Here is an 18,047-nt window from a genome sequence, read left to right on the forward strand (position 1 = left end):
CTATTTGCCAAGGGGCTTTTTCAGACGGCTGCGCATACACAAAAGTACGAATGTAGCTGCAAAATACGCCAGGTATTGCCCGAGCATCAGCAACAAAAATTTCGGCCAGAAATCAATTTCCTCGGAAAACATCCGCAACCAAACAATGCCCGGGTAAGCCACAAGCCCATAACCTGGCAAGTTGCCACCCAGTACAAAGTAATCAATAAAAAATAACGCAGCGGTGATTGCGGTAATCCCAAGGGCAACCCAGTGGGCGCATAAAACGCGAGTCGCGGACATCTAAGCCACCCATAAATACCTACGAACTTGCCAGCTTTTTAAGGGCGGCTTTCGCATGTTTGCGCACTTTACCCGGCAACTCGCTGGCCACAACCTCCTCAAGCAAGGGCTTGTAGGTGGCATCACCTGCAGCACCCAGGTTAATGGCGCACCAGGCCAAACCGTCGATGGCATAACCATGCTCGTAACCACCGTTGAGTGAATCACTCAGCAGCGCGGCCATTGCCGCTTTTACCGCTGGCTCATCCTGAAGCTTGTGTTGATGCGCGCCTTTGGCAGCTAGCTGGATTGCCCTTGGATCTTTGGAGTCGAAAGCGCGAATAATGCCTTCTGGCGTATCAACACCACCTGCAATAACAATGGGGTAAAGTTTACGAGGTAAAGCACGCACGGCAGAGGCAATGTTTTTCTTGTTGGAAAATACAGAAGACATGCTGCCACCTCTGGCACCCACCTGCACGGCCCCACCCTCATATAGCAGCTGTTTGTCTTTATTGAACACCTGAACCCGCACTACCACAGCGGAACGCCCGGCACCCACAATTGAGCCAAAGTACCTTTCTGCGCCATTGCCAGCCTCTACCGACTGGATACGGCCGGTAACGTACACATCGGCAGCTTGCCCAAAATCACCAAGGGCGACAGTGCGATAGGTTTCAAGGCCCTCGATATACTTGAAAAGCTCTCGCGGTACATCTTGATCCAGCGCCATTTCATCCAAAACATTCTGTGGCACGCCGGATTCCGCATAAGTAAATGGCGCAACAATCACGGCATTCAGCTCGGCAGCAGGCGCCGCCACAAGGTTCACGCACCACAAACAAACGGCCAAACCAACCAACAGGCGCTTAATTATCATCAACACACAACATCTCCCTTAGTTGTTACATCCATGCATTCAAAATTGAAAAAAACAGCCGTAACGGCAATAAAACAAAAAAGCACTTTAAATAAAATGTTAATTTCCGGGCAGGCTGCAATCACACGGGATCAGGCGCCGCGGCCAGTAATGAAAATAGAAAAAAGTTTCAGCCACGCGAGAGGATTCCCTTGTACGCGTGATGTATACCTTAGCGTTCTGCGAGGACGCCGAAGCAAGGCGTAGTGATTTTAAAAAAGCGGAGCGTACAAAGAGTACGTGAGCATTTTTAAAATCGCTTTAACATAGCATCGGCAACACATTCAGGACAATACAGCGCTCCGGCTTACGCCTCACTCTCGCAGCCTCACAGTCCTTAGCGCGTTCTGCGAGGACGCAGAGGAAAGGCGCAGTGATTTTAAAAAGGCGGAGCGTACATAAAGTACGTGAGCATTTTTTAAAATCGCTGCAACGCCGCATCGGCTACACATTCAGGAAAGAACAGCACTCCGGCTTACGCCTCACTCTCGCAGACTCACAGACCTTAGCGCGTTCTGCGAGGACGCCGAAGCAAGACGCAGTGATTTTAAAAAGGCGGAGCGTACATAAAGTACGTGAGCATTTTTTTAAATCGCTGCAACGCCGCATCGGCTACGCAGCCTGCACCAAGGATTACCGACTCTCTTAAACCAACTCACACCAATCCAGCCCACACGCCTTAGCGCGTTCTGCGAGGACGCCGAAGCAAGGCGCAGTGATTTTAAAAAAGCGGAGCGTACAAAGAGTACGTGAGCATTTTTTAAAATCACTGCAACGCAGCATCGGCTACGCAGCTAGCGCTAAGGGCCGTAATCTGGCTGCTGCATATACTCCGGCGCAAGATTCTCAAACCGCGTGTACTTGCCCACAAACGCCGCCTTGCAGGTGCCAATTTCGCCGTTACGCTGTTTGCCGATTATGAGTTCGGCCAGGCCTTTGTCGGGGCTGTCTTCGTTGTAGTATTCGTCGCGGTAGATGAACAGGATGACGTCGGCGTCTTGCTCGATGGCGCCCGATTCACGCAGGTCTGAGTTCATGGGGCGTTTGTTGGGGCGCTGCTCTACGCCACGGTTTAACTGCGAGAGTGCGATTACCGGGCAGTTGAATTCTTTGGCGATGCCTTTCAACGAGCGCGAGATTTCTGAAATCTCCTGGGTGCGGCCTTCATTGCTGCCGGCCACTTGCATGAGCTGCAGGTAATCCACCATTACCATGCCGGGCAGGCTTTGCTGCTCGGCTTCATCGCTTGGCATATCTGGGTTGGCCTGTTGCAGTTTGGCCTGGTGTTGGCGCACAACGCGCTTGATGCGCGCGCGCACCTCTTGGGGCGTGAGCGCGGGCGTATCGTCGATGTAGAGGGGTTTGTCTTTAAGCTTGGCCACGGCAGAGGAAAGCTTTGGCCAATCTTCTTCGGTGAGCTTGCCGTTTCTGAGCTTACCGGCATCAATGCGCCCAAGGCTTGAGAGCATACGCATAATCAACGAGTTGGCCGGCATTTCCATACTGAATACCAGCGAAGGCTTGGCCGAGGTATTGAGCGCGGCCTCTACAAAATTCAAGGCCAGCGCGGTTTTACCCATAGAGGGGCGCGCCGCCAGAATAATCAGTTCGCCCGGCTGCCAACCGGCGGTGCGTTCGTTGAGTTCATCAAGCCCGGTAGATAGGCCCGTGAGGTCTGAATCGGTGCGAAACAATTCATCGATGCGCGCCACCGCCGAGTGCAACAGCGCCTCGGCACCCACAAAGCCGCCCTCTTTCGGGCGATCTTCGGCAATGGCGGCCACCCGGCGCTCGGCCATTTGCAAGAGGTCATCGGAATCCAGGCCCGCGGGGTTCAGGCTCGACTGGCTGATTTCATTGGCGGCGCTGATGAGGTCGCGCAGGGTGGAGCGCTCGCGCACAATGCGTGCATAGGCGGCAATATTGGCCGCAGAGGGTGTGTTGTGGGCCAAATCCAGCAGGTAGGCGTGGCCACCCACGCGCTCCAACTCGCCATTGCGCTCCAGCTCATCCACCAGGGTGATGGCGTCGATGGGCTGCTCGGCCTCTACCAGCCGCTGCATCATGGTGAAGATCTGGCGGTGGTCGTCGCGGAAGAAGTCTTCCGGGCTGATCAGCTCGGCTACGGCGTCGTACTTGCCTGCATCGCGCATCAAGCCGCCCAGTACCGCCTGCTCTGCCTCCAGCGAATGGGGCATGGTCATACCGGTTGCGGTGGTTGGGGAATCATCAGATTCGCGCTTGGGGCGAGGCTCGGCCATGCGGTTTCTCGTTGCAGCAATCGTACAGAATTAGGTGAGGAGTGAGTTTGCCCTAATGGGCCAACGGCCGCAATTCACTCCCGTGCGGCCCAATGCAAAACGGGCACTCAACCCAACCGGCGTAGCGCCAATTCAGTTAAGTGCCCGTTCGCGGCCTTGCGGCCTGGCTTGCAGGGCTAAGCCCTGCCCGGTTACCCGGCAGCCTGCAGCGCCTTATTCAGGAACAACAGACAGCTTGAGGGTAGCGGTAACGTCTGAGTGAACCTGTACGTCGATTTCGTACTCGCCCACTTCGCGCAGTGCGCCTTCAGGCAGACGAACTTCAGCCTTGTCCACTTCAACGCCAGCGGCAGTTGCTGCATCAGCAATGTCGCGGGTGCCGATAGAACCGAACAGCTTGCCTTCGTCGCCAGCGTTGGCTTCGATGGTTACAGACAGTTCGTTGATCTTGGCAGCGCGCGCTTCGGCGTCAGCCAGCTTGGCAGCCGCAGCGGCTTCAAGCTCGGCACGACGGGCTTCAAACTCAGCTACGTTAGAAGCGGTTGCCATAATTGCTTTACCCTGCGGCAGCAGGAAGTTGCGGCCATAACCAGACTTAACAACAACTTTGTCGCCAATTTTGCCCAGCTTGCCAACTTTTTCGAGCAGAATAACTTCCATCTCGGTTTTCCTCTAAATTTGCAATTCGATTGCATCAATCGTTGGAAGGTGGATTCACATTCAAACGATTACGTAAGTTTAACCACGTGTCGGCCAGCGCCAGTATCACCACTGCAAGGCTCAATGGCTCAATCAAAAAGAGCCCGAGATACAGCATGATCAACCAGCCTATGCCCATTTTGCGCGCATGCACAATGGCATGAATCAGCGCTACCCCTGCAAGTAAAAGCGGCAGCGAAAACACACTTGCCCAAGCCTGGTAACCCACCGGTTGCATCAAGCAATACGCCGCTGCAGCCATGCATACCAACGCCTGTGCCGGTGCCAAGCGAAGCTTATGGAACTCCTGGCGAAAACCGCCGGGGTTATACAGCTTTGCCTGCGCCCAGCGGGCCAATAACAGACTACCCAGGCCACTTAAGGCCACCACGTAGGCAATCAGGCCCAGCACAAAAGTGCCATCGGGGCTTGCAATCGCGGCACCCTCAGGCGCACTTGATTGCAGGTTTCGCAACATGTCACCCAGCGCTGCGGTCAAGCTCTGCACGGGGTTTGGCAATACCACTGCCATCAACCCGGCGCCCGCCACCGACAGCGCCACCAATCCGGTGAGTGTGCGCGACCAGGATATGGTTAAGCGCAACACCTGGGCCGCAACAAACACGACCACCAACCCGATTAGGGTAACAAAGGGCATTAACGGCCCCATTTCACTCACACCCTGGCTGGATAGCACCAGGGTAAATAGCGCGGGCATCATGGCCCACACCAGGGTCAGGGTGCCTTCAAAGGCGCCCTTGCGCAGGCTGACCAGGGCAACCACGGCCGGACTGACCAGTGGAAACCAACTGCCGATTAACGCTACGGTTGCCGCCTGAAGGCGGCCACGCATAATGAATTCCAGCAGTGCCTGCACGCTAAACGGTCTTACTCGTGGCTGTCGGTGTAAGGCAGCAGGGCCAGAACGCGCGCGCGCTTGATCGCGGTTGCCAACTGACGCTGGTATTTAGCCTTGGTACCGGTAATACGGCTTGGAACAATCTTGCCGGTTTCTGAAACGTAGGCTTTCAGGGTTTCCAGATCTTTGTAGTCGATCTGCTTAACGCCTTCGGCGCTGAAACGGCAGAACTTACGACGACGGAAAAAACGTGCCATGGTGGAACTCCTTATTCGTCAGTGCTGTCTTCGCCAGCGTCGTTGCTATCGTCGCTGTCGTTTGATTCATCCGCATCATTACGCGATTCGCGGCGAGCGTCTGGACGGTGCTTGCGCTCACGACCTTCTTTCTCGGCTTTCATGATGGGGGATTCTTCGGTGATAGCTTCGTCCTGACGGATCACCAGGTTACGCAGAACGGCGTCGTTGTAACGGAAGTTGGTGTTCAGTTCTTCCAAAGCAGCTTCACTGCACTCAACGTTCAGCAGAACGTAGTGGGCTTTGTGAATCTTGTTGATGGAGTAAGCCAGCTGGCGACGACCCCAGTCTTCCAAACGATGCACCTGACCGCCATCTTGAGTGATGGTAGCGGTGTAGCGCTCGATCATACCGGGCACCTGCTCGCTCTGGTCCGGGTGAACCAGAAATACGATTTCGTAATGACGCATTGATAGCTCCTTACGGGTTACGCCTCCCACTCAAATGGCGGTGAGGCAAGGAGAGCTGGATAAAATCCAGCCAGTTTTAGGGCCGCGCATTGTATGCGAGGCCGGGAGTTGATGCAAGTTTGATCAATAGAAGCTGGCTATTAGGATTTAGTCGCCAGGGCGCTTCGCTGGCGCACAGCCTCGAATAAGCACACGCCAGTGGCAACCGACACATTCAAGCTGGAGACTTCGCCCGCCATGGGAATGCTGATCAGGCCATCGCAGGTTTCGCGCGTCAGCCTGCGCAGGCCGTCGCCTTCGGCGCCCATCACAATCCCCAAAGGGCCGGTGAGATCGGCCTGGTAGAGGCCCACGGTGGCCTCGCCGGCGGCACCCTGGAACCAAACACCTGCATCGCGCAGCTTGTTCAGGGTGCGCGCCAGGTTGGTCACCGGCACCAGCGGTAGCACCTCAGCCGCGCCACAGGCCACCTTGCGGGCCACCCCCGTGAGGCTTGCGGAGTTGTCTTTCGGCACGATTACTGCGTGCACGCCTGCGGCCTCGGCACTGCGCAGGCAGGCGCCCAGGTTGTGCGGGTCGGTTACGCCGTCTAGTACCAGCAAGAATGCAGGCTCGTCCAGCCGCTCGATGAGCTTTAGCAAAAAGGCTTCGTCGTGCACCTGGCCCGGGTCGCACTCGGCCACCACCCCCTGGTGATTGCCATCCACCAGGGCATCGAGCTTGGCACGGCTCCAGCGCTCAAGGCTGATGCCTTCACGCTCGGCAAAGTTCACCACCTTTTGCAGCTTCTGGTCGTCGCGGCCAGTGAGCAACATCAACTTGCGAATGCGCTGGGGCGCACTTTTAAGCAAAGCCTGCACCGAGTGCAGGCCATAGATCAATTCGGTTTTCATTTGCGGGTTCGTGGTTTTGCAGAAGGTTTGGTGCCTGTGGCGCGCTTGGGCTTGCCGGTTTTTGTGGATTTGGCCGTGCTCGCCACGGTTGCCGCACCACGCGCCTTGGCGCGGGTTTTACCGCCAGCCGCGCCCTTGCTGCCGCCGCCCTTGCCGGGCTTGGGCGCGGCGTCAGCCCGTGCGCGGCCCTTCTTTTTGGTTGTTTGGCGCAGGTTTTTCGCGCCTTTTTTGGTCAGGCTGGCCTTGCGCTTGTTCAGCACCTGCACCAACTCGAAATCTACCTTGCGCTCATCCAAGTCTACGCGCACGACTTTTACTTCCAGCTCATCACCCAGCTGGAATACCTGGCGGCTGCGTTCACCCACCATGCGGTGATGGGCGGCGTCGTAGTGGTAGTAATCCTGAGGCAGGCTGGTTACGTGCACCAGGCCATCTGTGTGCAGATCTTTCAGCTCGACAAACAGGCCAAAGCCGGTGACGCCACTGACCACGCCTTCAAAATTTTCACCCACGCGATCTTGCAGGAACTCGCACTTAAGCCAGCTCATCACCTCGCGGGTGGCTTCATCGGCGCGCCGCTCGGTAAGCGAGCAACCCTCACCCAAAACCAGCAGGTCGTCGATGTTATAGGGGTAAATTTTAGCCTTTGGCAGGGTTGCCACGCCTTTCACGCGCTGCACCTGCTTGGAATCCAAGGTAGAGCGGATAACCGAGCGAATGGCGCGGTGCACCAGCAAATCCGGGTAGCGGCGAATGGGCGAAGTAAAGTGGGCGTAGGCCGTGTAACCCAGGCCGAAGTGGCCTTCGTTTTCTGGCTGATACACTGCCTGGGTGAGGCTGCGCAGCATCACCATTTGAATCACATGGGCGTCTGAGCGGCCCTCAATGGCGTGCAATACCCTTTGGTAATCGGCCGGCGTGGGCTCATCGCCGCCGGGCAAATCCAGGCCCAGCTCGCCCAAGAATTCACGCAGGTTGGCAAGCTTTTGATCTGCCGGGCCACGGTGTACCCGGTACAGGCCCGGCACTTTGTGTTTTTCCAAAAAGCGCGCCGCGCACACGTTGGCCGCCAGCATGCACTCTTCAATGAGCTTGTGGGCATCGTTGCGCACCACCGGCACAATGCGATCAATCTTCCGTTCGCGATTAAAAATAATGCGCGTTTCTACGGTTTCAAAATCAATAGCGCCGCGTTCGTCACGGGCTTTGCGCAGGGCTTTGTATAAATTGTGCAGCTCGCGTATTTGCGGCATGCGCGCACCCAGTGCACCGCCCTCTTTGCGCTTGCGGCCCAACAGGGTGTCTACAATTTTGCGGCCCGTTGAGCGCTCGTCTACATCTGCAGCCAGCGCCTCGCCCACCTGGTTGTAGGTTAGGCGGGCATGGGAATGCATTACCGCTTCATAAAATTTGTAACCGCTGATTTTGCCGGCGCTTGAGATAGTCATCTCGCACACCATGCACAGGCGATCCACTTCCGGGTTGAGCGAGCACAGGCCGTTCGACAGGGTTTCGGGCAGCATGGGCACCACAAAATCCGGGAAGTACACCGAGTTGCCACGCACCACTGCTTCGCGATCCAGGGCCGAACCCACGGTCACATAATGTGACACATCGGCAATGGCCACATACAGGCGCCAGCCGCCGGATTTCTTTGGCTCGCAATACACCGCATCATCAAAATCGCGGGCGTCTTCGCCGTCGATGGTAACAAACGGCAAGTGGCGCACATCCACGCGGCCCTGCTTATCGGCCTCTTGCACTTCGGGGGCAATGGCATCGGCCTGCGTGCGCACAGAGGCGGGCCACATATGGGGAATGCCGTGGGCCCGAATGGCAACGTCGATTTCCATACCCGGCGCCATATGATTACCCAGCACTTCAATCACGCGCCCTTGCGGGTTTTGCTTGCGCCCGGGCTGGCGGGTGATCTCTACCACCACCACCTGGCCATCGGCCGCACCGGCCAAATCTTCGGGGGCAACCAGAATGTCGTGCAAAATACGGGCGTTTTCAGGGCGCACAAACGCCACGCCTTGCTCGTGCACCAAACGCCCCACCACCTGGTGGGTATTGTGGGCAATCACCTCAACAATGTCGCCTTCGGTGCGGCCGCGGTTATCTGTGCCGCTGATACGCACCAGCACTTCGTCGCCATCAAACACCTTGCGCATCTGGCGGTTGTAGAGGTAGATGTCTTCACCGCCGTCTGCGGGAATCAAAAAGCCGTAGCCATCTTTATGGCCCTGTACGCGGCCACGAATCAAATCAACTTTATTAATTACGGCATAACCGCCCTTGCGGTTAGAAATTAACTGCCCATCGCGCTCCATAGCGATCAAGCGCCGGCGCAGAGCCTCGCGATCGTCATCGGTAGTCAGGCCCAGCGTAAAGGCCAACTCATCTTGAGTTTGCGGGCCGTTGGCATTGTTGAGAAGCTCGGCGATATATTCGCGACTGGGGATGGGGTTTTCGTACTTTTCTGCCTCACGGCGGGCGAAGGGGTCTTGCTTAATGGATCGTTTCTTGGTCAATACTCTTTCCTTTATATAGATGTAGCAATGGGCTACGGGGCGCACTATACCCTAAGAGCGCCCCAGTACCAGCGAAGTTCACCAAAATCCCGCATTTTTTCACCTTCGCTAATTGACAAGCATATACCAGATCCTTATAGTGCGCGCCTCAGCTTTTGCTGACCCGCCCAGATGGTGAAATGATAGACGATGTGCAGGATGCACAGGTGTCTCGTTAGGCAGGAGCCGCCAGAGACCACGCGTAGCGTGACGTAGCCAGGGCATACACTGCGTTAAATAGGCCGCAGTATAATCTCGTCATATTTGCCCAGATGGTGAAATTGGTAGACACGCTAGCTTCAGGTGCTAGTGGCCTTACGGCCGTGGAGGTTCAAGTCCTCTTCTGGGCACCATACATAAAAAACCCGCTCAATGAGCGGGTTTTTTTATGCCCAGGGACTTCCGGCCCACCAGCGAAGCTGGCGTGCGTTTGCCTGCACGTGAAGCTACCGCTTCACAACCGTTTGGCTCACCCTCTTCTGGGCACCATATTCGAAACCCTTCTAAGCCTTTGTTTTAGAAGGGTTTTTAATTTCTTGGGTTCTATTTTTCCTGCCCAGAGTCGCCGCCTGTACATCCAACTTGTACATTTTGAGGTGACGATGAAAGCAACCAGTAAGTACCTTTACTTGAGTAAGCACGGCACGTATTATCTGCGCCTTGCTATACCGAGATTAATTCGTCCCGTAATTGGCCGCAGCGAGCTGAAGTTCAGCTTGGGCACTGAAAATCTGCAAAAGGCCAGCCTATTAGGTGAAAGGGAACGGATATACATAGAGTGCCAATTCCAAATAATCACAAAAATAATGGAATTACATGATTTTCACCCTGACCGGGTTCACTACCCTCACGAAGGGCAAACTATTGCCCTGAATTTCGCTGAAGCCTGCCAAAAGCTCCAATACCTCGAGTTTCACACCAGAGCTATCAGGCAAAGCTCCAAGCACGTCTTCTCAAGCGCGAGCCTACAAGCAAAGCTTGAACAACTATTCCCTGGTGCGAATAACATAACCTTTGATGAAACCATGGCGGCTAGACTCGCCCAAAGCCTCGCCAACGAAAAAGCAGCTCTTGAGGGGGCGTTACAGACAGGGGTTAAGGCAAGGCACTACTTCCAACAGCTGCAAGGGCACACTCAGCACTTACCCAGCAATCAACCGATTCCAGAAGCGCCAGCTAGCACACCCAATAGCGATCCACGCTGTATGACTCTAAACGAGTTAATACGCGCCTATTTTGACAGCCAGCTAGCAGAAAAGCGCTGGACTGAGCGAACCTACGATCAGAACTCTCCAAAGGCGGCTCAGCTTTTGGAGATTCTTGGGGACGTTGCAATCCACTCCATTAGCCGAAGCCAAGCGCGTGAAGCACGTGAAATCTTAAGCAATTTGCCATCCAATCTTGCCAAAGACACAAAGCTCTCAAAACTTCCACTACGCGAGGTTGCCAAGCGCAATCACAAAAAGCTTCGCGCCGTTAAGACGGTGAACAACCAGATAGATTTTTTTGTAGCCATGTTTCAGTGGGCTATTAATGAACGTCACTATAACGAACAGAACCCGTTCCATAATCTGAGGTTAAAGACAGACGAATCCAGTGACAATTCAAGAAAAATCTTTGAACCAGGCGATTTATCCAAACTGTTTTCACTGCCGATCTTTCAAGCATATGGGAAGAACCGACATGATTGTCCCTCGCGATATTGGGGCCCCATCATCGCCTACCTTACAGGCGCTCGAATCGAAGAGATCACGTCACTGGCGGTGAAGGATATCGCACTAGACTGCACACCGCCCTACATTGACATCAACGCCAATGGCACCATCAATGGGAAAAAGAAGCGCCTGAAGAATACTCAATCCGCTCGCCGCGTGCCCATCCACCCGATACTGTTCGAGCTTGGTTTTGACAGGTACGTAGCACGAGCTGCAAAACATAAAAGCGGATTGCTATTTAAGGAAGTCGATGGCGATAAGCGCTCCACTAGCGATCGATTGAGCGCATGGTTCAACACAACAGCAAAGCAGACCGCTGAGCTGGATGATCCAAAAGGAAAAGTGTTTCACAGCTTTCGCCACACCTTTACCACATTGCTACATCGCGCGGGTGTAGATAACCTGGATATCGAACACATGACCGGCCACTCAACCGGAAGAAAAACTACCGGCCAAAAAGTCTACACTCACGCAAGTGTTGAACACTTACACACAAAGCTAGTTGAGCTAGATACTGCGCCGATCCAATTGGTTAAGCCTCATAATTGGTGAACCGAAACGGGGGCGCTAGCGCCCCCAATTTGACAAAAACCACCCCGACCCTATAATACCGCTACCGCCGATTTAACCCCGGCAACTTGCGGGCGGTATATAAATTCAGCTAAAGCGCTACGGAACGCAGCCCTTGCTTTCCCGCGTTATGTTGCCTTGATTGGTATAAATCAAGGAGCCAACATGTACCCTGTACAGTCTCTCATTTATAGAACCCTCAATACAGATTCGAAGTACGCTGCGCGTAAGATTCTTGCAGAAAAGCTTGGCAACAAAAGCCGTAATAAAGCCTTTTCCATGGCAGACCGCTTTCTGGAATGGCCCGTCATCAGTGTTGAATACGCTATTCGTCTTCACGAGGCGCTAGGCCTTCCAAAGGAAATCGTTCTGGATGCAGCCCGTGATGCCTATTTGCAGGCCGAGGAAGAACATCGGTTGGCGTATCTCAATGCCATGGGGCCGCATTTAGCGATTGAAACCCAAGGGCCCATTTCATCGCCGGTGTTTGCCTGCCTGAGTTACAACCGGCTGAAAGTGCTTCGCCTGCCAAAGGGCATTGCTCATGAATCTATGGATAAACAACTCCGCTGCGCGCGTGAAGCGATCGAACGTCACGTTGCGGAGTTTGGCTACAAACTTCCGATCTTCGGTGAGATTCTGGGCTTTATTTACAAGCAAGACACAGAAAACTGTTACGAACTAGATAAACAGGGAAGCCTTCTGCGCAAACTACCCGGTAAACCCGACGCGCCAAACTTCAGCGTCGGGATAGGTGGGCGTCGCTACGACTGGTCAACCATTCCTTCGTTCATTCAAGCCCCTTGATTTAATGGCTAACTATTATCTTGCAGGAGAGTTCTATGGGAATTCCAGTGTCCTACTTTAGCCCTATTGCCGATTGCAAAGTTCGGCAGCTCACGCAATTAAGATGGGAGTGGATCTGTTGGTTAAAGCAGTTGCGCACCGACATAGAGGCGGGCGCTTTCAAGAGCACAACAGAAGATCTCAACGATACCCTTGCGTATTTTGAGTGCTTTCAGAGGGCAGATGGCTATATTAACCTTGGCGACAGTTATGAAATGCCGAGCGATGCGAGGGTGGATTTCATCTACATTCCTACGGCGCTAGCCTGTGCAATCATCAACCTGCTTAATCTGGATATCAAAGATAAGCGCGCCCAGCAGTTTCTGAAGATCACCGTGCGGGCTGCCAGCGGTCGTAAGTTTAGGGGCTCAGGTTACGAGGCAGATCCGTATCTTGCCTTCACGCTTGAAATCTTTGCATGGGGCAATCTGTTACAAGGCCTGTTTAAGGACAGGTGGCGACACACCAAGGAGCAGGCGCTCCTGTTTGACACCTACGTTCGCCTGACCGATCTCTTGATTGATCCAGATAAAGCCACGTGGGGCAGTCTCGACGCAGATTGGATCAAACACTGTTTGAGGCTCATGAACTGCACGGCCAACAACTACTCGCTTTTGAAAATCTCTCCACTAGCAGAAGAATTCAAACGAACATTCCAATACATTGACTTGTTGACCGCCTTATACGAGGGCTCGCCCAATGACTGAATTCCATGTTGCGGTGTACGGTTCACTAAAGCAGGGCTACGCCAATCACGGTTATTTGCACACAGCCGTGCGTCTCGGTGACTACCAAACAGAGCCAAGGTATACCCTGCTGGATCTTGGGTTCTTCCCAGCGCTCATTGACGAAGGTACAACGAGTGTCTCTGTAGAGATCTACCGCGTTTCTTCTGCGACGCTAACAAATCTGGACAGGCTTGAAGGGCATCCCCGCTTCTACAGGCGCACAGAAAGGCAGATCATTGGCTTTGGTCTGGCATGGATTTACATCGCCAACAAAGAAGCGCTAGCCGGTTCGCACTACAATGCTATCGCTACAGGCGTATGGGGTGAGGAATTTTGAGTGAAGCAGCGGCGTCGCTACGCCATTCATCAACAAACAGGGCGCCATCTAAGCTTTGAGCAAACAGACATTCCAGCGACAAGGGTGATCATTGCCCTCATGTCGTTCTTCCCACAAACTGTCATTGCGTGCGCCAAAGTAGTCTCCCAGCTCCATGTGCGCTCGATCATCTTCCTCTTGCTGACTACAAACGGCAAATCCACTTACAATGAAGTCCTCTTGATCTGCGCCCTTGGGCTCTTGAAGAGTTTGCAAAAATTCATAATAAGTCAGCATTCGCCCGGTTCTGCAGTTTAGTGCACGGGTATGCGTCAAGGTCTGTTCGATGCCTGCCTGTAAGGCTGAGTAGAGTTCAAGATTACAATAGTAGTAAGGTCGATCGCAGATTCGACGAACCAGATCTGCGGGCACAGAGAAGTACTCAGCGACATCAGGTTCCGTCAGGTCCGAATAGAAATCAGCGAGCGCAATGGCGACAGACCGGCAATCGAAAACAAGACCAGACTCTTCAGCGAGCTCCCTCATGGAAATCGGCGTTACGCCATAACGTTGCCGAATGAGCGTCAATATCCTTTGCAATCCATAGGACTGGGCTTTGTATTTCAGGGTCACTGGCTGAATGTACCCGGGAATGTGCGGAACGCTCAGTGCCATAGTGTAAATCCCATTTTCATGACTTCCAAACTAGAGCAAACTCTAAGTCTGCCTAGGCAATATCTACTGACCGCTAGCGGCCTCTCCAAGCGTACTGCATCCATCCTCATAGTCTGCGCAATAACTTCCCATTAATTCAGAGGCAGCTTCCTGTAGTTCGGCAAGGTAGTCATCAATCGTCCCTTCAGGGTTTTCCTGCTTCCACTCCTCATATTCCCGCTTTTCAAACCAACCTGCAGCAACTGCTCCAACAAAAGGCGCTATTGTTACCAATCGCTTAGCTCGCTCCTTAAGCTTGACCTTAACTATGTCTTTCCGGTGTTTAAGTTGCATGGTCACAATAGCAGCCTTTAAGCCATCGATTGTTTTATTTACAAAATAGCCGCCAGCGGAAAGCACTGAAAACAGCACAAATATGATGATATTTTTAATCATCTTCGGCCCCAATTTACCTGGTTTAGATTTTCATGTTATTCGGTGCTTACCATGCGCCAGGGCGCCTCGTTACACCTGCAACAAGCCAGCATTATTCCTAAGCCACTCCCTGTGTTTCAAGTAATCCGGCAACATTCGTTCTACCTCGCGCCAGAACTCCGGCGAATGATCATGGCGAATCAAGTAGCAAAGCTCATGAATCACTACGTACTCCACAATGCGATTGGGTGCCATCAAAACCTGCCAGTTGAATTCCAGCTTGCCCTTAGCTGTGCAGCTGCCCCAGCGGGATTTGAACGATTTGACACCCACCCCTGCAGGCTTAACACCTACCAGGGGGGCATAACGATCAACCTTCTCGGCCAGCTTTACTTCAGCATGGTGCTTGTACCAGCGAATGAGTGCATTCCGGACGACGTGGGGTTTAGCCGATCCTTCTGGCACGCAAACCTCCAAGTAGCCTCTCACCAGTTTAACTGGCTGATAAGGTGATTTGATTACTTTAAGCCGGTAGTTTTTCCCCAAATAGGAAAACGCCTCACCAGACACAAATTTCTTATTTGTAATCGGATTCGATTCCTGATGGAGCTGGATCTTTTCCTTTATCCACTTGCGTTTATCTTTCAGCAGGTTCTGAATGCGTGCCAATTCAAGATTCTTTGGTACAACAACAGATACCGATCCATCTTCAATTCGGATATCTGCCGTTTTTCGTCGGTCAATGCGTTTCACTTCTGCAACGAAGCCCTGCCCTTGCACGTATTCCGGGAGCTTTGCCATCACACTGCTAGCCATTTATACCGAACCCTTAAATTTCACTTTGCCTAGCTCCATGAATCTCTCCTGAAGGATATTCACAAGGGCTTTATAGTCAGGATCAATGGTGACCGCTCAGCCAAAGGCCTAGCTCCCGATATCAGTATCAAAGACCATTTGCTGGATGAACATGACGAAATTTTGAACGGCATACTATCCCGATTAAAGCCCCAATAGGCAATCAGCTAACGTGCCTGCATGGCGAGGGCCTATGAATATTTATTAAACAACGTGCGCTGGTCGTTATGAACCACAATCGTTAGAAAAGCCAATACATCTAGCCGCTTAACAACCAAAAGACCCTGAAGATAGCCCACCAAAACAAAGGCCACCGCCGCTTGCGCGATGGTCGCCTTTTTTACTTTAAAAAAACTAGCAGTTAGCGCTTATGCCTGCGAAGCAATCCACTCGTTAACGCGACGCTCAAGAATCGGTAATGGCAGTGCACCGCCACCGAGAACGGTGTCGTGAAAGCCACGAATGTCGAACTTGTCGCCAAGTGCTGCTTCGGCCTTAGCCCGCAACTCCTGGATTTTCAACATGCCAATTTTGTAGGCCGTAGCCTGGCCGGGCCATGCGATGTAGCGGCGCACTTCCGAGCGCACAGCGGTTTCGGGAATGGCTGAGTTTTCCAGGAAGTAATCAACCGCCTGCTCTTCTTTCCAGCCCTTGGCGTGCAGGCCTGTATCTACCACCAAGCGAATGGCACGCCACATTTCAGCAGTTAAGTGGCCAAAATGTTTATACGGGTCTTCAAAGGCGCCCATTTCTTTGGCGAGTTTTTCCGAGTAAAGGGCCCAGCCTTCTGAATACACGGTAAAGCCAGCCTGCGTTCTGAACTGTGGAATGTCGGTGCGCTCTTGGGCAATAGAAATTTGCATATGGTGGCCAGGGTTACCCTCGTGGTAGGCCACGGTTTCCATATCCGCGGTTGAGTAGGCATTCATATCCGCCAAGTGCGCGTAGTAAATACCGGGGCGCGAGCCATCGGGTGTGCCGGGGTAATAGTGCTGGGCACCGCCTGCCTGCTCACGGAAGGCCTCTACCCTTTTTACCACTAACTTCGCCTTGGGTAGAATACCGAAATACTCCGGTAGCTTCGCCTCTATGGCATCAAGGAAGGCTGTCGAATCATCTATGTAAGCCTGGCGACCTTCATCGGTATTGGGGTAATAGAACTGCGGATCTTCACGCAGGAACTTGAAAAAGGCCTGCAAATCGCCTTCAAACGCCATGCTATTTTTGATGGCTTCCATCTCTTTGCGTATGCGCGCCACTTCCTTCAAGCCCAGCGCGTGAACCTCATCGGCTGTCATATCGGTGGTGGTGTTTTGCTCCAGGCGCATCTGGTAGTAGGCCGCGCCATCTGGCAAGCTGCTGGCGCCGTGGGGTTCAGCTGGTGCCTTGGCCATGTCTGTTTTTAGCCAGGCAATCAAGGAGTTGTAGCTGGGGCCGAAACGTTTGACCAGCGCAGCCTTGGCATCGGCTTTGAGCTTGCCGGCCTGGGCTTCATCTATGGTGCCTTGCTCCAGTAGCGCATCTACCTTGGCCTGGGCATTGGCCCACAAAGGCGCATCGGTGCCGGAGTCATCGAAGGGTGCGCCAGTCACCAGCTTGCTGGCTTGATCGATGGCGCCTTCTGTAGCAAAGCGCGGTGGGCGAATGTTCATTTTGGCGCTGGTTTTGGCGTGCTCCAGCAGCTGATCTATACCGCGGGCAATGCCACCAATACGGGCAGTAAAGGCCTCCATATCAGCCGCCGTTTCCACTTTGTGGAAATTCATCAGAAAGTTCGGCAATTGCGACTGTGCGCCACCCATTTGTTCAAATATGTACTGGTGACGTAAAAAAGGCTCGGCCTTAAGATCTTGCTCGTATTGGAAGATCCATAAATCGTAGGAACTTTTACCTTCATTGGTGAGCGCGCTGCGGTCGAACTCGGCCTTCATTTTTTCCACGCTGGCCTTTTTCCAGGCCATTTGCCGGGTGTGCGCCTCTGTACTGAAATCGTCAATTTGGTCGTAGAGGTCTTTGCGGCCCAAAAAGCTCAGCTGGATGGGGCTAAACTGCAGCTGCTCCTCATACTGGGCATCCAGCCAGGCATTCAGGCGCAGTGTTTCCTGGGCCAGGCTTTCTGTACCGGCCTGGGTTTGGGCGCTTGGCGCCTCTGCTGTGGGCTGGCTTGTGCCTTTGGAGTCGCAACCGGCGATGAGTGCGGCGGCAATGGCCATTGGTAGCAGGGTTCGCTTGAAGTTCATGGTCTATCTCTCTTTTGTTATAGGAATTTCGTGCGTTACCGGGCCAATGTAGCCTATTTCAGGCAGGGGTTCTATTCCCGAGGCGAAGGCCCACACCTGCTGCAAGGCATTAAAAATGGGGAATTCACAAGCCTCTGGTAGCAAGAGGCGCCCCTGTTTACAGATGCGCGGTAAGTGTATTTTTGCTGGCAAGCTGGCGCCATCAAGGGCGCGATTACAACCTACTTGCACCCGGCCAATGTAGCTGTTTAACCGCGCAGGCCTCTGGGGAGAAACGCAGGCCGGCGCCAAAAAATTATCATTTTGTAAATTAAAAGCGTGGCCGGCACCAGCGTCTGCCAAAAAAGGTACGAGCAGAAAGACAATCTAAGCGACAAACGCCCGTTAAAAGATGCGAAAAACGATCGTAGGAACTAAACGCTATATAAAAATTTATATTTCAACTTGATTACAATATAGATCTATCTTCAATCACTCGACCTTGAAATTGCCATCAAGCTCCTTGCTTCAACCCTTC

The 18,047-nt window shown here is 53.4% G+C and carries 17 protein-coding genes and 1 tRNA gene; 5 read left to right on the forward strand and 13 right to left on the reverse strand.

Features of this window, described 5'->3' with window-relative positions; genetic code table 11:
- From L1F30_RS15970 to rnr, 9 genes are all read right to left on the reverse strand, one after another.
- Positions 1-282, reverse strand: coding sequence for a hypothetical protein (locus L1F30_RS15970; protein WP_253357766.1), 282 nt, complete (start codon positions 280-282; stop codon positions 1-3).
- A gap of 19 nt (positions 283-301) precedes the next feature.
- Positions 302-1,147: a hypothetical protein gene (locus L1F30_RS15975; RefSeq protein WP_253357768.1), complete on the reverse strand. Its 846-nt coding sequence runs from the start codon at positions 1,145-1,147 to the stop codon at positions 302-304.
- 833 nt (positions 1,148-1,980) lie between these two features.
- Positions 1,981-3,384 carry a replicative DNA helicase gene (dnaB, locus tag L1F30_RS15980; protein WP_253361849.1) on the reverse strand — a complete coding sequence of 468 codons (1,404 nt, stop codon included), beginning with the start codon at positions 3,382-3,384 and terminating at the stop codon, positions 1,981-1,983.
- Positions 3,385-3,654: 270 nt separating this feature from the next.
- On the reverse strand, positions 3,655-4,101 hold the full coding sequence (gene rplI, locus L1F30_RS15985; protein WP_253357770.1) for a 50S ribosomal protein L9: 447 nt from the start codon (positions 4,099-4,101) through the stop codon (positions 3,655-3,657).
- Positions 4,102-4,135: 34 nt separating this feature from the next.
- Positions 4,136-4,993 carry a hypothetical protein gene (locus tag L1F30_RS15990; RefSeq protein ID WP_253357787.1) on the reverse strand — a complete coding sequence of 286 codons (858 nt, stop codon included), beginning with the start codon at positions 4,991-4,993 and terminating at the stop codon, positions 4,136-4,138.
- A gap of 35 nt (positions 4,994-5,028) precedes the next feature.
- Positions 5,029-5,256: a 30S ribosomal protein S18 gene (gene rpsR, locus L1F30_RS15995; protein WP_183911075.1), complete on the reverse strand. Its 228-nt coding sequence runs from the start codon at positions 5,254-5,256 to the stop codon at positions 5,029-5,031.
- 11 nt (positions 5,257-5,267) lie between these two features.
- The gene (gene rpsF / locus L1F30_RS16000) at positions 5,268-5,705 is read right to left on the reverse strand and encodes a 30S ribosomal protein S6 (RefSeq protein WP_253357789.1); all 438 of its coding nucleotides are present in this window, start codon (positions 5,703-5,705) and stop codon (positions 5,268-5,270) included.
- A 140-nt stretch (positions 5,706-5,845) separates the two neighbouring features.
- Positions 5,846-6,598, reverse strand: a complete 753-nt coding sequence (rlmB, locus tag L1F30_RS16005) for a 23S rRNA (guanosine(2251)-2'-O)-methyltransferase RlmB (RefSeq protein WP_253357791.1) — start codon at positions 6,596-6,598, stop codon at positions 5,846-5,848.
- On the reverse strand, positions 6,595-9,132 hold the full coding sequence (rnr, locus tag L1F30_RS16010; RefSeq protein ID WP_253357793.1) for a ribonuclease R: 2,538 nt from the start codon (positions 9,130-9,132) through the stop codon (positions 6,595-6,597). The genes rlmB and rnr overlap by 4 nt, the downstream gene beginning before the upstream one ends.
- 305 nt (positions 9,133-9,437) lie before the next feature.
- Here rnr and L1F30_RS16015 point away from each other — a divergent pair.
- The 5 genes from L1F30_RS16015 to L1F30_RS16035 all read left to right on the forward strand — a co-directional run bounded on the left by L1F30_RS16015 (position 9,438) and on the right by L1F30_RS16035 (position 13,367).
- Positions 9,438-9,524: transfer RNA gene (locus L1F30_RS16015), tRNA-Leu, on the forward strand.
- A 183-nt stretch (positions 9,525-9,707) separates the two neighbouring features.
- A complete protein-coding gene (locus L1F30_RS16020) occupies positions 9,708-11,438 on the forward strand; it encodes a site-specific integrase (RefSeq protein WP_253357795.1) in 1,731 nt (576 codons plus the stop codon).
- A 183-nt stretch (positions 11,439-11,621) separates the two neighbouring features.
- On the forward strand, positions 11,622-12,263 hold the full coding sequence (locus L1F30_RS16025) for a hypothetical protein (protein WP_253357797.1): 642 nt from the start codon (positions 11,622-11,624) through the stop codon (positions 12,261-12,263).
- A 35-nt stretch (positions 12,264-12,298) separates the two neighbouring features.
- Positions 12,299-13,009, forward strand: coding sequence for a hypothetical protein (locus L1F30_RS16030; RefSeq protein ID WP_253357799.1), 711 nt, complete (start codon positions 12,299-12,301; stop codon positions 13,007-13,009).
- Positions 13,002-13,367 (forward strand): gamma-glutamylcyclotransferase, encoded by a 366-nt coding sequence (locus L1F30_RS16035; protein WP_253357807.1) that lies wholly within the window; start codon positions 13,002-13,004, stop codon positions 13,365-13,367. Before L1F30_RS16030 ends, L1F30_RS16035 begins: the two co-directional genes overlap by 8 nt.
- A gap of 48 nt (positions 13,368-13,415) precedes the next feature.
- Here the strand turns inward: L1F30_RS16035 and L1F30_RS16040 are convergent, their stop codons facing one another.
- The 4 genes from L1F30_RS16040 to L1F30_RS16055 form a co-directional block, all read right to left on the reverse strand.
- Positions 13,416-14,021: a hypothetical protein gene (locus L1F30_RS16040; RefSeq protein ID WP_253357809.1), complete on the reverse strand. Its 606-nt coding sequence runs from the start codon at positions 14,019-14,021 to the stop codon at positions 13,416-13,418.
- 63 nt (positions 14,022-14,084) lie between these two features.
- Entirely contained in the window at positions 14,085-14,456 is a 372-nt protein-coding gene (locus L1F30_RS16045) for a hypothetical protein (protein ID WP_253357811.1), read from the reverse strand.
- A 69-nt stretch (positions 14,457-14,525) separates the two neighbouring features.
- Complete coding sequence (locus tag L1F30_RS16050; RefSeq protein WP_253357812.1) at positions 14,526-15,251, reverse strand: M48 family metallopeptidase; 726 nt, start codon at positions 15,249-15,251, stop codon at positions 14,526-14,528.
- Between the two features lie 407 nt (positions 15,252-15,658).
- Positions 15,659-17,530 (reverse strand): DUF885 family protein, encoded by a 1,872-nt coding sequence (locus L1F30_RS16055; RefSeq protein ID WP_253357814.1) that lies wholly within the window; start codon positions 17,528-17,530, stop codon positions 15,659-15,661.
- Between the last annotated feature and the right edge of the window lie 517 nt (positions 17,531-18,047).

This window comes from Simiduia sp. 21SJ11W-1 (assembly GCF_024138675.1).
GTDB lineage: Bacteria > Pseudomonadota > Gammaproteobacteria > Pseudomonadales > Cellvibrionaceae > Simiduia.